Source organism: Alkalihalobacillus trypoxylicola (genome assembly GCF_001590785.1).
Lineage (GTDB): Bacteria > Bacillota > Bacilli > Bacillales > Bacillaceae_D > Alkalihalobacillus > Alkalihalobacillus trypoxylicola.
The window spans coordinates 1-16,877 of record NZ_LTAO01000025.1 but is presented as its reverse complement, the minus strand read 5'-3'; the positions used below and the strand labels follow the sequence as shown (position 1 = coordinate 16,877).

At 36.1% G+C, this 16,877-nt stretch carries 11 protein-coding genes and 2 riboswitches; of the genes, 2 read left to right on the top strand and 9 right to left on the bottom strand.

Annotation, left to right across the window (positions count from 1 at the left end; all coding sequences use genetic code 11):
• Positions 1 to 320 precede the first annotated feature (320 nt).
• On the bottom strand, positions 321 to 1,625 hold the full coding sequence (locus AZF04_RS15320) for an NCS2 family permease (RefSeq protein WP_153017276.1): 1,305 nt from the start codon (positions 1,623 to 1,625) through the stop codon (positions 321 to 323).
• Positions 1,626 to 1,762: 137 nt separating this feature from the next.
• A riboswitch (purine riboswitch) is annotated at positions 1,763 to 1,865 on the bottom strand.
• Positions 1,866 to 2,153: 288 nt separating this feature from the next.
• Here AZF04_RS15320 and AZF04_RS15315 point away from each other — a divergent pair.
• On the top strand, positions 2,154 to 2,918 hold the full coding sequence (locus tag AZF04_RS15315; protein ID WP_061949494.1) for a MerR family transcriptional regulator: 765 nt from the start codon (positions 2,154 to 2,156) through the stop codon (positions 2,916 to 2,918).
• A 118-nt stretch (positions 2,919 to 3,036) separates the two neighbouring features.
• Here AZF04_RS15315 and AZF04_RS15310 read toward each other — a convergent pair whose 3' ends face one another.
• The 8 genes from AZF04_RS15310 to AZF04_RS15275 form a co-directional block, all read right to left on the bottom strand.
• A complete protein-coding gene (locus AZF04_RS15310) occupies positions 3,037 to 3,729 on the bottom strand; it encodes a M23 family metallopeptidase (protein ID WP_061949493.1) in 693 nt (230 codons plus the stop codon).
• A 294-nt stretch (positions 3,730 to 4,023) separates the two neighbouring features.
• A complete protein-coding gene (guaA, locus tag AZF04_RS15305) occupies positions 4,024 to 5,568 on the bottom strand; it encodes a glutamine-hydrolyzing GMP synthase (protein ID WP_061949492.1) in 1,545 nt (514 codons plus the stop codon).
• Between the two features lie 161 nt (positions 5,569 to 5,729).
• A riboswitch (purine riboswitch) is annotated at positions 5,730 to 5,831 on the bottom strand.
• A 45-nt stretch (positions 5,832 to 5,876) separates the two neighbouring features.
• Complete coding sequence (locus tag AZF04_RS15300) at positions 5,877 to 8,072, bottom strand: DUF4129 domain-containing transglutaminase family protein (RefSeq protein WP_045488442.1); 2,196 nt, start codon at positions 8,070 to 8,072, stop codon at positions 5,877 to 5,879.
• A gap of 37 nt (positions 8,073 to 8,109) precedes the next feature.
• Positions 8,110 to 9,261, bottom strand: a complete 1,152-nt coding sequence (locus tag AZF04_RS15295; protein ID WP_082795396.1) for a DUF58 domain-containing protein — start codon at positions 9,259 to 9,261, stop codon at positions 8,110 to 8,112.
• A complete protein-coding gene (locus tag AZF04_RS15290) occupies positions 9,258 to 10,214 on the bottom strand; it encodes an AAA family ATPase (protein ID WP_061949490.1) in 957 nt (318 codons plus the stop codon). The genes AZF04_RS15295 and AZF04_RS15290 overlap by 4 nt, the downstream gene beginning before the upstream one ends.
• Before the next feature lie 698 nt (positions 10,215 to 10,912).
• Positions 10,913 to 11,632 (bottom strand): 3-ketoacyl-ACP reductase, encoded by a 720-nt coding sequence (locus AZF04_RS15285; RefSeq protein ID WP_061949489.1) that lies wholly within the window; start codon positions 11,630 to 11,632, stop codon positions 10,913 to 10,915.
• A 236-nt stretch (positions 11,633 to 11,868) separates the two neighbouring features.
• The gene (locus AZF04_RS15280; RefSeq protein ID WP_061949488.1) at positions 11,869 to 13,899 is read right to left on the bottom strand and encodes an ABC transporter ATP-binding protein; all 2,031 of its coding nucleotides are present in this window, start codon (positions 13,897 to 13,899) and stop codon (positions 11,869 to 11,871) included.
• Positions 13,896 to 15,647, bottom strand: coding sequence for an ABC transporter ATP-binding protein (locus tag AZF04_RS15275; RefSeq protein ID WP_061949487.1), 1,752 nt, complete (start codon positions 15,645 to 15,647; stop codon positions 13,896 to 13,898). Before AZF04_RS15275 ends, AZF04_RS15280 begins: the two co-directional genes overlap by 4 nt.
• Before the next feature lie 574 nt (positions 15,648 to 16,221).
• On the opposite strand from AZF04_RS15275, the gene AZF04_RS21435 reads away from it, so the two are divergent.
• A complete protein-coding gene (locus AZF04_RS21435; protein WP_061949486.1) occupies positions 16,222 to 16,413 on the top strand; it encodes a hypothetical protein in 192 nt (63 codons plus the stop codon).
• The last annotated feature ends 464 nt before the right edge of the window (positions 16,414 to 16,877 follow it).

The window sequence follows — 16,877 nt, the reverse complement described above, 5'->3', positions numbered from 1 at the left end:
GATTTCTCAATGACTAACATTGACGAGATACCTTGTATCTCTTTAATTCGCTTGGCTTTTGTTCAGTTTTCAAAGAACTTGTATCGCTCGATGGCGACTTGATTAGCTTAACATTTTTAAAAACTTATGTCAAACAGTTTTTTTAGCTTTCGACTTGATTCGCCTTGTGACGACAAGAAATAATATAACATGTTCTTGAATAGAATTGCAACTACTTTTTTTGAAAAACTTCTATTAATTCATTTTGTTCTTATATAATACTAGAATATACGTATCAAAACAAAAAAACCTTGCTTTTAAGCAAGGTTTTTCAAATACAATTATTTTAACCATATTAGATAACTTAAGAATACGATAAACAATACGTACATAAGTGGATGAACCTGCTTCCACTTACCTTTACAAATCATTGTAATAGGATAGAAAACAAATCCAAGAGCAATACCTGTTGCAATACTATACGTTAAAGGCATAGCCAAAACAGTGAAAAAGGCTGGAATAGCAACTTCAAGCTTCTTCCATTCAATCTGACCAAGAGCTGTTGCCATCATAACACCTACTAATATTAACGCAGGTCCAGTTACAGCTGGGGTAATTACACCAAGTAGAGGTGAGAAAAATAGAGCTAACAAGAAAAATAAAGCCGTAATGACAGAGGTGAAACCAGTACGACCACCCGCTCCAACACCTGCCGCTGATTCCACATAAGATGTTGTAGTTGAAGTCCCTAGAATCGCTCCAATAGGCGTTGCAGTCGAGTCTGCAAGTAACGCTCTTCCTGCTCGAGGTAATTTATTATCTTTTATAAAACCAGCTTGGTTCGCTACTCCGTAAAGAGTTCCAGCTGTATCAAAGAAATCTACAAACAAAAAGGTTAATATAACGACTAGTAGTTGAAGAGTAAACACACTTGAAAAATCAATCGCAAATAGCTGTCCAAAAGTAGGAGCTAAACTTGGCGGCATCGCTACAGGAGAACCCGGCCAAGAAATTTGACCAAAAATCAGACCAACAATTACTGTCGCAATCATTCCAAAGAAGATTCCGCCCTTCAATCCGATAACTAAGAAAATAACTGTTACTGTTAAACCAAAAACAGTTAATAACACTTCTGGCTGACCTAAGTTACCTAAAGCAACAATCACTTCATCAGCCGGATCTCTAACAATAACTCCAGTATTCTGCAATCCAATAAAAGCAATAAAAAGCCCAATACCTGCACCTGCTGCATATTTCATTTCAGCCGGAATAGCATTAATGACTGTTTCTCTCACATTACTTATGGAGAGAATCATAAATAATATACCCGAACAGAAAACACCGAATAAAGCAACTTGCCACTCAATGCCCATTCCCATAACAACTGAGAAAGTAAAGAAAGCATTTAAGCCCATTCCTGGTGCTAAAGCTATTGGATAATTAGCTAATAATCCCATTAATAGAGTAGCTAACGCTGCCGATAATGCTGTTGCTACAAAAACCGCACTTTCATCCATACCTGTTAACGAAAGCATTTGCGGATTAACAAATAAAATATAAGCCATTGCTAAGAAAGTAGTTGTACCCGCTACAGATTCTGTTCTTAAATCTGTATTGTTTTCTTTAAACTTAAAAAATTGAGCAATGCGTTCCATCTATTTCCTCCTAGATTTTCACCATAACCTTCTTTACAGGAACAAAAGAAGAAAGAAAAAAAATAGAATAAGTGCTGACTTATAGACGCTCTACTCCTATAAAAACTACATGATTATTAGTAAGAGTTTTATAATAGATAATCCATCGTAGTCAAGCCATTTTACGGTAGCTTGGTAGAGACGTACAGACCTTATTCCTGTAATTATACGATATGGTAAATATTCATTTTCATGTGCACAAATGAAGTTTATCAAGTTGTTATGAGATTGTCAATCCAAAATCCGAACATTAATTAATTAAATTATCTATAATGTTCGTTGATTGTATTTCTATTATATTAATTGTTTTCATCCTTCATTTTATCTGTCCCTATTTTTTTGTGTTTTTCGTAATCTATCAAAAAGCAGTTACAGCTCTTATAAAAATCATTCATTTTTGTATAGAAAATTTTGCGCATGAACTACTTGCACTTTACGTTACGTAATCATCTATACTTTAATTAAAAGGAGCTGATTACGATGTATACAATTGGAGAATTCGGAGCAAAAACCGGACTTTCTAGTAGAACCTTACGTTTTTATGAAGAATTGGGTATTCTTTATCCTAAGCAAAGAAACCAAAACGGTCATCGCTTGTACGGTTTGGAAGAATTAGCTACGTTGCAACGAATTCAGTCTTTAAAATTTATTGGTTACTCCTTGCAAGAAATTAAAGAAATCTTATCTAATGAAAAAATAACACTTGAGAGCTTTGCTAACACTCTACCGGTTCAAAAGAAAATCTTAGTGCATAAGCGTGAAGAATTAAACCAGGCTATTGAAGCCATCGAGTATGTTCAGGATTTATTAAATGATGGAATTCCATTAGATTGGAGAATACTTACTTCGTTGCTTTATTCAATGGAATTTGAAGAGGAACAAAATGAATGGATAAAGGAGCATTTCGAAGGTGAGATGGCTACGATTTTCACAGATATACCGAAGGAATTACGAAAAAAACTAGATAAAGAAACGCTTTTTATTTTAGTTGATGTGAAAAAGCTTATAAGAGACCAGGTACCTGCTCACGCACCAGAAGCACAACAAATTCTAGTAAGATTGACAGATATATTTTTACAAGCTATCCCTAAAGAAGCTATAAATAACCTAGATGAATGGGAGAATCAATTAGAAGCTACTCAGCCAGATGATTTTGATTTCCCAAATTTTTGGACATCTGAAGAAGAGGCTTACCTAGAAGAAATCACGAAAGTAATGGAACAAAATTATAAGGATGAAGGATAATTAAGTCTATAGAAATTACAATATCTCCCTACCAAAGTTTTTGGTTAGGGAGTTTTATTTCTTTTGTATTTTCCTTTATTTTGTTAAGGGTTCTATTGTAAATCAGACAAACCGTTCATTATTTTACAAATCGTATTCTATCTGTAGCCAAGGGGATTTGATTATAGACGGTTTCCCAATCTCCGTTTCGATATAATTCGTATTTTTCAAATAAACAGGGAATACCATGAGATTTTGCAATATCACTACTATCCATAAGTTGAAAATGCAAATGAGGGAAAGTTGAATTTCCAGAATGTCCAACATTCCCTATATGTGCTCCTTTTTTTAATTGATCATGTAGACCGACCTTGACAGAGTTCGTCTGCAAATGTACAAATGCCATGTATACATCATTTGAACATTTAAGAATTACATAGTTACCAGCAATCTTTTTAAAATTGTGCTTCCTTTCGTTAAAGAAAAGTGAATTTTTCATTCCTATGATTGAATCTACAAACCAGTGAGCCATTTTTCTTTCTCGATTTCCATCCTCCACGAATATAACTTCTCCATCGCATGGAGCATATATACCTTCTCCCCAGCAATAACATTTCTTTAAAGGAACACCTAAAAATAAATAGCGCAAGAAACTAGCATTATACGACGGCTTTTTCGGATTGCTCCAATTTAGTTGTAAAAAATCAAAGGCATACCGCAGTCCCATTCTATTTGTTCCATGACTAGGAACTCGTTTTGCAGGGGTAGTTGGAGCATTCCATTCTCCTCTTAAAGGAAATTCAATAACTATTGGTTTCTGTTTATTGTGCATATGTCCCCCCTAGATTCAATCATTTAGTACCTTTATTTCATTAATAATCTATGATTTGTATATTTTATATACGCTCGAAGCTGAGAATATAGCAACAGGAGTTCTTGATGGATTTTTCCTTATTTTACCTCATATTCCATATTAGCATTGCAATAGGAATATCAATAGGTGTTTTATCAAATTTCTGGAAATTTGATAATGTTTCGTTACCCCATGTCCGCATTAGTTGAGTAATGCTTTTAATTATAAAAAAAAATCGCCAAGTCCTCATAAGGGCTTAGCGATTCTTGTTCTTTATTCCCACTCAATCGTAGCTGGTGGCTTGCTTGTTACATCATAAACGACTCGGTTTACATGCTTGACTTCGTTCACAATTCGAGTGGAGATTAATTCCAGCACGTCCCAAGGTATACGAGCCCAATCTGAGGTCATACCATCTATAGAAGTAACCGCTCGGATACCAACAGTATAATCATAAGTTCGGCTGTCTCCCATAACTCCAACACTTCTCATGTTCGGAAGTGCTGTGAAGTACTGCCAAATTTCGCGATCTAATCCTGCTTTTTTAATCTCTTCACGCAAGATAGCATCAGATTCTCTTACAATCTCTAGCTTCTCTTCTGTAATTTCACCTAATACACGAATACCTAACCCAGGACCCGGGAATGGCTGACGCCAAACGATTTCATCAGAAATTCCTAGCTCTGAACCTAGTTCACGCACCTCATCCTTAAATAATGCATTTAAAGGTTCTATTAATTTGAATTTCATATCTTCAGGAAGTCCACCAACATTATGGTGTGATTTAATGGTTTGAGCTGTATCGGTACCACTTTCAATAATATCTGTGTAAAGTGTCCCTTGAGCTAAGAAATCCATATCCGTTAACTGGCTTGTCTCTTCCTCGAACACATAAATGAACTCATTACCGATAATTTTACGCTTCTCTTCTGGATCAGATACACCTTTTAACTTGTTCATAAAGCGTTCTTTCGCGTCTACTTTGATTACCTTCATGTTAAATCCTTCACTAAAGGTTTTCATAACGCCTTCCGCTTCATCTTTTCGTAATAAGCCATGATCGATAAACATACATGTTAATTGATCACCTATCGCTTTATGCAACAGGACAGCTACCACAGAAGAGTCTACACCACCACTTAAAGCACATAAAACATTTTTATTTCCGACGGTTTCTTTAATTTTTTCTATCTCAAGTTCGATAAAGTTCTCCATTGACCAGTTACCTGTACTTTGACAAACTTCATAGACGAAATTCTTTAGTAGCTCGTTTCCGAATTCTGAATGACGAACTTCAGGGTGGAATTGAACGCCATAAAATTGACGACTTTCATCACTCATTGCCGCAACAGGACACGAAGGATTAGATGCATCAATAACAAAACCCTCTGGAGGTGCTACGATTAAATCTCCATGACTCATCCACACACTTTGCTCAATCGGAAGACCTTGAAATAACTTTGATTGATTTTCGATTTTGATGTTTGCTTTTCCATATTCACGATGATCCGCTGCTTCTACATTTCCACCGAAGTGCTGAGTCATTAATTGCATACCATAGCAAATTCCTAAAATAGGAACATCTAAATCAAAAATAGCAGGGTCACATTTTGGAGCTCCATCAACATAGGCACTGTTTGGTCCTCCAGAGAATATAATTCCCTTTAAATTCATGCTTTTCAATTCTTCAGCTGTAATTTTATTGGAATGTAATTCACTATATACACCTAAATCACGAATTCTTCTAGTAATTAATTGATTGTACTGCCCACCAAAGTCTAAAACAACAACAATTTCTTGTTCTTTTAACTCTTCCATTCAAATCCCACCTTAATCAATTTTATGATTGAGTAAATCCGCATGAGTTTATCCCTAATACACATAACCCTCAAAAATGAGAAGCAAACATAATCGTTTGCAAAAAAAGCTAAAATTCGCCAATTCATTCTATTTCGAACGAAAAAAAGGCAGAATTCTAGCTTGATTTATTCTGCCTTCATAGTCAGATTTTTTAAGGAAATCCGGTAGAAACTCTTAGGCCTTATTCCCAAGGATATACGAAGGTAATAACTCTATACACTTTTTACACACACTATGATCCATTTTAACAACAGGGAAAATGCAGGTCAAGCTGTGTTTTTCTCTAGGACCTTTAACCAAAGCTGTTTATGCTCGCTCCAGCTTTTCCCTATTTCCTTCTTACCATAATAAAGGCGTTCGTAATGTGTGGTTAGTAGCATCATATCATTACTATGATCAATTTCATCTATCCTTATCGCATACTCCCTTAGCGTCTCCCCCTCTAACCGCTCATATCCACAATATACCAAATATCGGATAAGAGCTTCATAAGCATCCATAAATGTTTCTTCATTTTGTTTGCTCATAAATCGCCATTTCATCATCCACTTTACTAATTTTTTCCTAAAAGAAACAATTAGTATCATTAAAACTAATAATGGTAGAATCCAATAATAATGATTAAAGGAAGAATTCGAACTTGCAACAGCACTCTCTTCATTCTCCTCTTGTTCTTCTGTTTCCGTTTCTTCTTCTTCAGTCTGAGTTTCTTCTTCCTCTTCCTCCACCTCAGGCGCATCCTCTACTTCCGGATCCTCCTCTGTCATGTCAATAGGAGAAAAAGTAAATTGTCCAATCGTATTGAATCCTTTAGTAGGTTCAAACGGCACCCATCCTACCTCAGGAAAATATACCTCAACCCATGAATGAGCATTCGCATTTGTTATTTCATATATATCTACTTCTTCATTAGCAGAATCAATCATCGTTCCATTTGTAAAACCCTTAACCCAGCGAGCAGGGATATCTAGTGTTCTTAACATCACAACCATAGAAGTCGAAAAATTATCACAGTACCCACGCTGTGTTTCAAATAAAAATTGATCGACATAATCTTCATCAGCATCTGGTACTGGAACGTCTTCCGTCTCATACTCAAACTCTGGCCCTGATAAGAAAAACTCTATTGCTTTTGCTTGGTCATAGCGATTATCTATACCTTCAACTAATTCTTCAGCTAATTCACCAATTCGTTCAGGTAGATTTTCCGGTAGCTGAGTATAATAATCATAAATTTCACCGTCGTCGTTTAATTGACTTTCCCTCAAATCATCAATATAGAAAGTCGGATAAGCATAATCAAACGTATAGGAATCAAGAGAAAGCGGCTCTCCCTCAGTATTAACTGTTCGGGCTTTTCCTGTATAGAAATCAACACTAACCGTAGCATTTTGGTCGATTTCTCCTCTTGTTTCTAGCTCTCCTGGATAAAATAAATGAGGATACAGAGAACTACTTCCTTCTAAGAATTCCACTTCTGTCGTCAATGGTTCAAATTGAGCCATATAATCCTCTTCGGATTGAGCAGGAAAGTAATGGTGAATTGGTCTATCAACTTCAGAGGAAGGCGTTGTGACTTCCCAGCCTTTTCCAGTATAAAAATCCTTCGTTTCCCCTCTCCAATAATGAGCCTGTGATGAGTACCCGTGGAACAGAGGTGTATAGTCATAAACAAATCCACCACCAAGCTGAGTATCATTGCTTCCATAGCCAATTCTTTGAACAGAGCTTTCAGCAGGTCCCAAACCTAAAATATTTCTGAAAAAAGGCACCGGATCCTCCCATTGCGGTTCATGTTTAGGTAGAAGTGAGGCTACTAGACTTGTCGATACAACTAAAACAACAATCATTCCTGTTATCCGAAAGGTAGCGAAGCGATTATTTTCAAATCTCCCTTGTTCCCACTTCCTATATACCGTAACAAGCCCTAATAATACAAAGCCAATAATAAAAATTCGAATGATGGCAATCGTAGCGTCATATTCTGTATAAGTATCAAGCACTGCAATGTAAATCACAGTAAATATAATAAAAAAGGATACCCTTCTTGCATGAACAGTCCAATAAAATAGCAAATAGCTCATAATCGCTAATAAAATAAAAAATAGGAGACTCCTAAACGTATCTGTTAATGCATACCAATTACCAGCAAGCATCACTTGTACATTTCTTTGAAGCTCTTGCACAAATGCTGAAATCCATTCCATTGAAAAGAAGGATATATCAAAGAAAATAAAGTGAATGGAAGAAATGATAATAAGTATTTTTAGTAGAATAGAAATCATCAAAGGTAGCTGTAAGAAAGTTACAACAAAAAATAGAAAGGTAATTAAAATAAAAATCGGTATATAGCCAGTATCTGAAATTTGCGGCAACGGTATAATCCACTCTAATAGCAACAGGAAGCTTAATCCATAAAGAAGGAGGTTGCGTCCAAATTCGTTTGTTTTTCCTCCAAGCATTCTAAGCACTCCTCACTGTAATCACTCAACAAAATCATTAGACTCTAACAAAATGTGTCGAAACCCCGATTTTCCTTAATGATTCAATTATTGACTGTTCTTCTTTTGATTGATTGACTAAAAAAACTTGTGCCATAATCTGCTGTTGTCTAAGTCTTTGAAAAGCAGAAAAGACACTTTGGTCGATTTCAGTGCAAACGTAATAAACGGCTGAGCCATTCCAGTGTTCGATTAGCTGCTCAAAGTTTGTGATTGTTTCTTTACTTTGAGCCTGTGCAAGCAACTCTAATCCTTCAGCTAATGATTTAGAGTGAATTTCTTTAAGAATCCAATTATGTTGCGGAATTGCGAATTGGACGGATGTTTGTGTTTCTAAAAAAGTAGCTAATAAGGATGCGGTCAATTCTATACTTTTCTCAAATTGCTGCATATCACGGTATTTTAAGAATGGATCAAAAACAATGACCGTACCTTTACCTTGATAGGTTTCAAATTCTTTTGTCATTAATTTTGTCGCTCTAGCCGACTGCTTCCAATCAATACTAGTCAAACGATCACCAGGCACATATTGACGAATACTAGCTAGTGACCTTTCTTCACCTAGCTCTTGTGCTACCGATTTACCCTCTGTGTTTTCTACCTTTCTTATCGTAGGTATATCCTTCAACTGTTTATAATTGGGATACACAGTATAAGAAGATAGGACATCAAGCTTCATTTTCCTTTCAAAAATACCAAATAAGTCCCCGAAGGTTAATGTAACTTGTTCGAACTGATATTTTCCTCTCTTTATGTTATTAATAGAATAGTGATATTCAAAAGTTCTCTTCAACGAAAAAAAGAAAAAAGCACTAGTTGTGTGGGCATCTCCAATTCTTTCAGGGAGATAGTCTTTAACATGAAAATAAATAAAAGGTTGAAATTTAGGCCTTCTAAGCTTAATCGTGACACGCAACTCTTCACCTCTTTTGGCAGAAGAAGGCTGAATCATTCGTTCGACTTCAAAACGTCTAATCGTTAAAAAAGAAAAAAAGAATGTTAAAACAAAGATTAAGCAGACACTATAAAATAAGAACCAGCTCACAAAACCACCTTGAAACATGGCATACACAAATAGACTAATATTCACTATCAGTACAGTAAGGAATTTCACTATTCCCTTTAATATGCGCATCTGTTCTGATCTCACGATGTTGTTAATCCTCTTCTTACTACAGGGATTTGTACCCTCTTTAATATATCTTTAATAATATGCTCTACCGTAACATTCGCCATTTTTGCTTCAGTTGACATGATTAAGCGATGTGATAAAACAAATGTCGCTAAATATTTAACATCATCTGGGATAACAAAGTCTCTTCCTTGAATAAGAGCATAGGATTGTGCCGCCTTCATAAGCGCAATCGTTCCACGCGGGCTTACTCCCAGCTCTACAGAGCGATGATTTCTAGTAGCGTGTGTTAACTGAATCATATATGATTTTACATGTTCATCCACTATTACATTAGAAGCTTCCTTTTGTAGTTGAATAACTTGCTCGGTTGTAATAACAAAATGTAAGGATTCTGCCGATTGGCCTCCACCTACTCTATTTAACATCTCTAATTCTTCCTCTACCGACGGATAACCAATTTTCAACTTCATCAAAAAGCGGTCTAGTTGCGCTTCTGGTAGTGGAAATGTCCCCGAATATTCAACTGGGTTTTGAGTAGCCATGACAAAAAATGGTTTCTGAAGAATCATCGTTTCACCGTCTATTGTGACACTTGCTTCCTCTAAAGATTCTAATAGAGCAGATTGAGTTTTGGGTGATGTTCGATTTATCTCATCGGCTAACACAATATTGGCCATAATTGGACCCGGTCTAAAGGTAAATTCTTGAGTTTTTTGATTATAAATGGAAACACCGGTTACATCAGATGGAAGTAAATCAGGAGTAAATTGAATTCTTTTAAACTCTGCTCCAAGTGAGCGAGCCAATGATTTTACTAATAATGTTTTCCCAACTCCTGGTACATCCTCTAACAACACATGCCCATCTGCTAAAAGAGCTACTAAACATAGTTCAATTTCTTGTCTTTTTCCTACTAACATTTTTTCTATATTGTGTATGACTTTTTCAACTTGTTCTAAGGCTGTCATTATATCCTCCATTCTTCTACCTTCAAACGATTGTTCGAATATAAGAATCTATCAAAATATTTATATCACTAGTAATCTTTCACCTATCAAATCGTTTTTATTCCTACCTTATACAAAATTAAATCTTTTTCCAATCGAATTAGTTTCATCATTTCTATCTTTTAATGAAAACGATGCGATTTGGGGTTGATTTTTACTTTAGGTAGATGCTTTCCCAAGGGCTTATTCTCAGCTAACTCTGACTACGCAGAGCTTCGTCAGAGTGGATCTTCAAACGGCGCTCATCCTTTTGGAGTCACTACCTACCGTTTCAATCAACGAGTGAATTCGCAAACATTCAAGACATTCTTATAATGAATGGTCGGTTTCGTTCACTTATAGAGCAATGATGAAATGGACTCCATCGATAACTTACTATTTTTTCTATGGATTAATAGTATCCTTCATTCATCATAACATTTGTGTAAAAAAATTTCCTATTTTTAGACAACTTCCAATATTTTTTTCTTTTATAGATTTTCACGCGAGAAATTCGTTAACAATCCCATCTTCTTTTTCACTTTGAAAACATCATTGAATGTTAAGGTGCTTATCTAGTTTTGTTTTATCATTTTTTATTTAGACCAAAAAAGCTAGAAAAAACAACCTGTTAGTGGTCATTTTTCTAGCTTATTCATACTTTTATTTATGCTTAGATATTATGGATTAGTGGACCATAGTCCAGCCGATTTAATAAAGACTCTAGGATGAAGTTTTAACTGCGAAACGATAAACTCCGCTAAATCTTCTGACTGCATTACAGTCTCTAGGTTACCATCCGTTAAATTTTCTCTTATGGCAAGCTCTGTTGCAACCGTACTTGGTGTTAGAGCCGTCACACGAATATTATGCTTTCTTACTTCTAGCGCAAGTGATTCGGTTAAGCCTAGTAATCCAAATTTTGATGCACTATATGCACTTGTAAGTGGCGCCCCTTTTTGTCCAGCAGTCGAGGAAATATTAATGATATCTCCTCCCTTTTTCTCAATAAGCTGAGGTAGGACAGCCCTTGTTACATAATAGGTCCCTAATAAATTCACATCTATTATTTCTTTCCATTCTTCCGGAGAAAGGTCTAGAAAGCCACCGAATTTTCCGATTCCAGCATTATTAATGAGAATATCAAAGTAACCAAGCTCATTGGTGATTGATTCAACAGCCTTCTCAACTTGTTCTTGTGATGAGATGTCAGCTATTGCATAAGCTACGTTTACTCCCGTTGATTCGATTTCCGCTATGACGGCTTTTAAGTCAGCTTCTGTTCGAGCCAAAAGCCCAACATGAACACCTTCCTTGGCAAGAGCAATAGCCGTTGCTTTCCCAATTCCTTTACCACTCCCCGTAATAAGAGCCGTTTTCCCTTTAATGATTTGTCCCATGAAGCTTCCCTCTTTTCGATAAGTAATGTCATTCTTATTCTACTGCAATCCATATTTTACATACATTTTTTCGTAATGTGAAATAGGAAAGCTTGACTTACCAAATAGAGGGAAACTGTTTACCTAAAAATAAGATTGTAACCCTATTCTAAACGCTCCGTCATCTAGCGATTCCTCAAATGAATGGCTACACTTTCTATTGTGTTTCTACAAATTTTTTTAAGACTAACATTAGATTAGGTAACAATTGAATGGCTGTCTTTTCCTTGCTGCTGCAATTCATACATTTTGGCATAAGATCCATCAATATTCATCAATTCAGCATGAGAGCCTTTTTCAATGATTTGCCCTTTATCAAGAACCAAAATTTGATCCGCATTTTTTATAGTAGATAAACGATGCGCAATAATAAATGTCGTTCGACCTTCTTTTAATTGGTCCATCGCATGCTGAATAATCATTTCTGTTTCTGTATCAATATTAGAGGTCGCCTCATCTAATACAAGAATAGCTGGATTTACCACCAACGCTCGAGCAAAGCTTATTAATTGTCTTTCACCACTTGATAAGGTGCTACCTTTTTCTTTTACTTCTTCGTCTAGAATATTTTTTAGCCTTTTAAACACTCTGTCCCCACCAACAAGTTCTAAAGCATGCTCTGCTTCTTCTCTTGAAATATCTTCACGATTTAGGGTTATATTCGTTTCAATAGTTCCAGTGAACAAATATGGCTCCTGTAGAACAATCCCCATATATTCACGCAGTGTTTGCCTTGGGATACTTTGAATACTTTGACCATCAATGGTTATTTCACCTTTTTGAGGATCATAAAAACGGAAAAGTAAATTCATAATAGAGCTTTTACCAGAGCCTGTATGACCGACCAGTGCTATCGTCTCACCTGGTTTCGCGGTAAAGGATAAGTCCTTTAATACATACTCATCTTCTTTATAAGAGAAGCTAACATTTTTGAACATGACTTCACCTTTAGGACGCGTCATCTCCTCATCTGAGACGAGTTCTCCCTCTTTATCCATTAACTCAAATACTCGTTCACCGGCTACTAGTGCTTGTTCTAGGTTAGCCAATTGGTTAACGATACCGTTTAAAGGATGAATCATTCGATTAATATAATCAACGAATGCATAAAGGACTCCTAATGTTAGAACCGCACCGATTCCTGTCTGTGCTCCAGCCATATACCAAATCAATCCAACAAATATTAAATTCCTTAATACCGCGGTCAAATTATGTGAAGTTAAAGAATTTAAACGAAGCATTTTATTTTGTGCGGTATAATGCTCTTCATTTAGTACTTCAAATGTCTGCTCTCTTTTACCTTCTTTTCGATAGGCTTGAATAACTGGCATACTTTGGATTGATTCATTTAAAGAAGCATTTATTTCGCTGTTCTTTGAACGTATCTGATGATTATAGGTAGACGCAAACTTGCGATAAATAATTACCCATAAAATTAATATAGGTATTAATATCAATGTCCCCATAGCCAAACGGAAGTCTAACAAAAATAATGCCGTATAAATACCGATTAAATAAACAAAACTTGTAAAGAAATTAGCTAATACTTGCACATAAAGTTCACGAATGGCCTCCGTATCATTTGTAACACGAGCCACAACCTTCCCAGCAGGTAAATTGTCAAAAAAGCGAACTGGCATCGTCGATAAATGATTAAAAACATCCGTTCTTAATTTTTGAATAATACGATTAGCTGCTTTCTGTAAATAGAAACGCTGACCATACTGAAAAAAGGAGGCAAAAATAATAATTCCAACATAAAGCAACAACCAATTAATGACAGGCTTCATTTCAGGCTCATAAAAAGACCACACTTCATTAGGTGATAATAAGGTCGCATCTGCGCTAAATGAATCATTACTATTAGATATAATCAGTTCCCCATCGACAAAATTTTTCTCACCTTCAATTGGGATTAACTCATTCACAACATAAAATTGAAGTCCAATTTGCACTAATTGTATAACATCACGATCAGATGAATCGACTGATAAGTCGGCTCTCGATTCACGTACATACAAACCATTTTGATACTCTACGGCATTCTCGGATTCAGTGGTTTCCACCCAAGGCTCCTCTATACCCATAATATGCTGGTCGATAATCGTTTTAGCGATAAAAGGTCCTGTTAATTCAGCTGCCACACTTACCGTTAAAAGAAAAAGTGCAAATCCTATCGTTTTCTTACTAGTCAAGGCATATTGATATAATCGTCTTCCTACACTCATTCGCCAACACCCCCTTCGGTTACTAGAGTTTGTCTTTGAACTTGCTCTTTGTACCAACCGCCTTTATTCATTAGCTCCTGATGAGTTCCAGATTCAACAATTTCTCCATTATCCAAAACTAGAATCAAATCTGAGTGCTCTACAGCCGACATACGATGGGAGGTAATAATCGTCGTCTTCCCATTGCGTTCACTTTGAATGTTGTTAATAATTTTATTCTCAGTCTTTGCGTCAACTGCGGATAAGGAATCATCCAATATCAGAATTTCCGGATCTGAAATAAGAGCTCTCGCTATCGAAATACGTTGCTTTTGTCCTCCAGATAAGGCAACACCCTTTTCTCCAACAATGGTTTCTAAACCCTCCGGAAGAAAAGCCAAATCCTGTTCAAACGCAGATAAGACAATCGCTTTATTTAATTCTTCTTCTGTCGCATCCTCTTTTCCAACTAAAATGTTTTCCTGCACACTTTGTGAGAAAAGAATATGGTCCTGAGGAACATAACCAATCCACGAACGAACTTGTTCCTTCGTTTGCTCTTCAATTCGATAATCTCCAAGCTTTATAGAGCCCTCACCGCTCGGATAATATTTCAAAAGTTGTTTGATAAAAGTCGTTTTACCACTTCCAGTTTTTCCAACAATCCCAATTGTTTGACCAGCAAACGCTTGAGCATTGACATTCTGTAGTTGATATTGAGTGGCTTTAGAGTATTGAAAGCTAACATCCTTAAATTCAATCATGCTCGGATTTTCAACCACTTTGCCTTGTTTCGGATCAACCACATCTTGTTTGCTTGCTAGTGTTTGATTTACTCGGTCCAAAGATGCGCTTCCTCTTTGGAGAATATTGATTAATTCACCCACTGCAAACATTGGCCAAATCATCATTCCTAAATAAACATTAAATGTAACCATTTGACCTAAGGAAATTTCTTGCTGAAATACAAGGAAAGAACCATACCCTATTCCAATGACATAACTTATTCCAACTAAAATGTTAACAGCTGGCTCGAATAATGAATCAGTTTGAGCGACTTTTATATTCTTGTTATAAACTTCTTCGCTCATGTCCTTGAACTTTTGTTCATCCAATCGTTCTTTTCTGAACGCTCGAATGACCCTCATTCCTTCTACCGACTCAAGTACCCGATCATTAAGCTTCCCGAAAGCATCCTGTGCAGCCGTAAAGCGGGTATGAATTTGCCCACCTAAAATGGAAATGATAACGGCCATTATTGGTAAAGGTATGATAGCAGCAAGCGTCAATTTCCAATCGACTAACACACACATCGCTACCAATACGGTTAGCATAAATATACTTGAATCAATTAATGTTAAAATACCGAATCCTGCTGTGACAGAAACAGCTTTCAAATCATTTGTTCCTCGTGCCATTAAATCCCCTGTTCTTTGTTTCTCATAAAATGGGGGGTCCATTTTTAATAGATGCTTCATAAACGTTTTTCTTAACGTTTTCTCTAAAACAAAAGCCCCACCAAAAAGCTTTGCCATCCAAATATAAGTGAGACCATAACTTATGATAGTAACACCAAGAAAAATTAAAATTAATAGTATAAAAACTTCTGTATTTAATTGACCCGCTTGAAAATAATCAATAGCACGGCCAATTAAAGTAGGGGGAATAATATCTAAAACCCCAACAATTGTAAGTAATAAGAGTGCAACAGTATAACGGCGCCACTCTTTTTTAAAGAACCATGATAATTGTTTAAAAATGCGAAACATCCACGTCTCCCCTTCCTAACTAGCCACCTTCTAACTCTCCATTGTTTAATAGCTTTCTTTTCTTTTGTAACATTTTCATTCTCCTTTCAATGATTTGTTATTCCACCCATTAGATTTACCTTTTTAAAAACAAAAAAACATACCGTCTATACGGTATGTTTAAAAAAGGCAGGAATCATTTCCCTCTGCTCATTTTTCAATCAAAGAATAAACGTCAACGATGACAGCCATCCTTTAATCATTTTTTAATCATTACTTATACACTACTATGAAAGAAAGGCATATCAATATGAAATTGGCTTTGGCTAGAATCGACTAAAATATGAGAGTTCTTAAATTTCTTCATGATATGCTCCTCCTTTCATATAATTGGTTTCTTTTGGATGAATACATTAAAATTTTAGCTAATTCCTTTCTTAAAAGCAAGATATTTTTCACAATTTATTCACATTTTCCTCTTTTTTATCGTAAGCCCATTCTGTTTAAGACAATCACTCATTGAGTAATACAACCATAAAATAGAGGGAAGGAGTCTTTGGACTTCTAAATGATAACGTAAAGGTGGTGCTTACTTATGGGTTTTTATGGTGGCGGTTATAACTATGGATGCTGCCCTCCGCCTCCACCTCCATGTTACGGTGGTTATGGTGGTGGTTACGGCGGTGGTGGCTTTGGAATAGCTATCGTCGTTGTACTATTCTTATTCATCATTATATGTGGTGGATGGGGCGGCTTCGGCGGCGGTTATGGTGGAGGCTATAAATAATCTAGATGAGCATTGATAGATTAGAAGGAAAAAGCCAACTCTATTCAGACCGTAGACAAAATACCTTTGAGAGTTTGATTCTCAAAGGTATTTTTACTTTTTCCGTTTTATATTGGTTCATTTAAAAAGGTCCTTTTGACCGTTCTACTGGGTCAGAGCCTTTTTCGGGTGAATAGAACTTCGCCTTTTGACCCTTCTACTCCATCGGCTCCTTTTTCGTGTGATAGAACTTCGCCTTTTGACCCTTCTACTCCATCGGCTCCTGGTTCGGGTGAATAGAGCTTCGCCTTTTGACCGTTCTCACTAGTCCAGCTCCTTTTTCGTTCAATAGAGCTTTCCCTTTTGACCCTACTACTCCATCGGCTAGTCAAGTCTATATTTATGTGTAAAAGAATTCACAATGAGTTGCTGACTTTGTTAGGCTGTTTTTAAGTCGAACCTGTATTGGGCGTAGTCATACAAAC

Coding starts and splice junctions, on each gene's coding strand:
- guaA (WP_061949492.1), bottom strand. CDS start 5,568: ATGGAAGAGTTAAAAGAACAAGAAATTGTTGTTGTTTTAGACTTTGGT.
- AZF04_RS15285 (WP_061949489.1), bottom strand. CDS start 11,632: ATGGGACAAATCATTAAAGGGAAAACGGCTCTTATTACGGGGAGTGGT.
- AZF04_RS15300 (WP_045488442.1), bottom strand. CDS start 8,072: ATGCTTGGAGGAAAAACAAACGAATTTGGACGCAACCTCCTTCTTTAT.
- AZF04_RS15275 (WP_061949487.1), bottom strand. CDS start 15,647: ATGTTTCGCATTTTTAAACAATTATCATGGTTCTTTAAAAAAGAGTGG.
- AZF04_RS15310 (WP_061949493.1), bottom strand. CDS start 3,729: ATGCACAATAAACAGAAACCAATAGTTATTGAATTTCCTTTAAGAGGA.
- AZF04_RS21435 (WP_061949486.1), top strand. CDS start 16,222: ATGGGTTTTTATGGTGGCGGTTATAACTATGGATGCTGCCCTCCGCCT.
- AZF04_RS15280 (WP_061949488.1), bottom strand. CDS start 13,899: ATGAGTGTAGGAAGACGATTATATCAATATGCCTTGACTAGTAAGAAA.
- AZF04_RS15290 (WP_061949490.1), bottom strand. CDS start 10,214: ATGACAGCCTTAGAACAAGTTGAAAAAGTCATACACAATATAGAAAAA.
- AZF04_RS15315 (WP_061949494.1), top strand. CDS start 2,154: ATGTATACAATTGGAGAATTCGGAGCAAAAACCGGACTTTCTAGTAGA.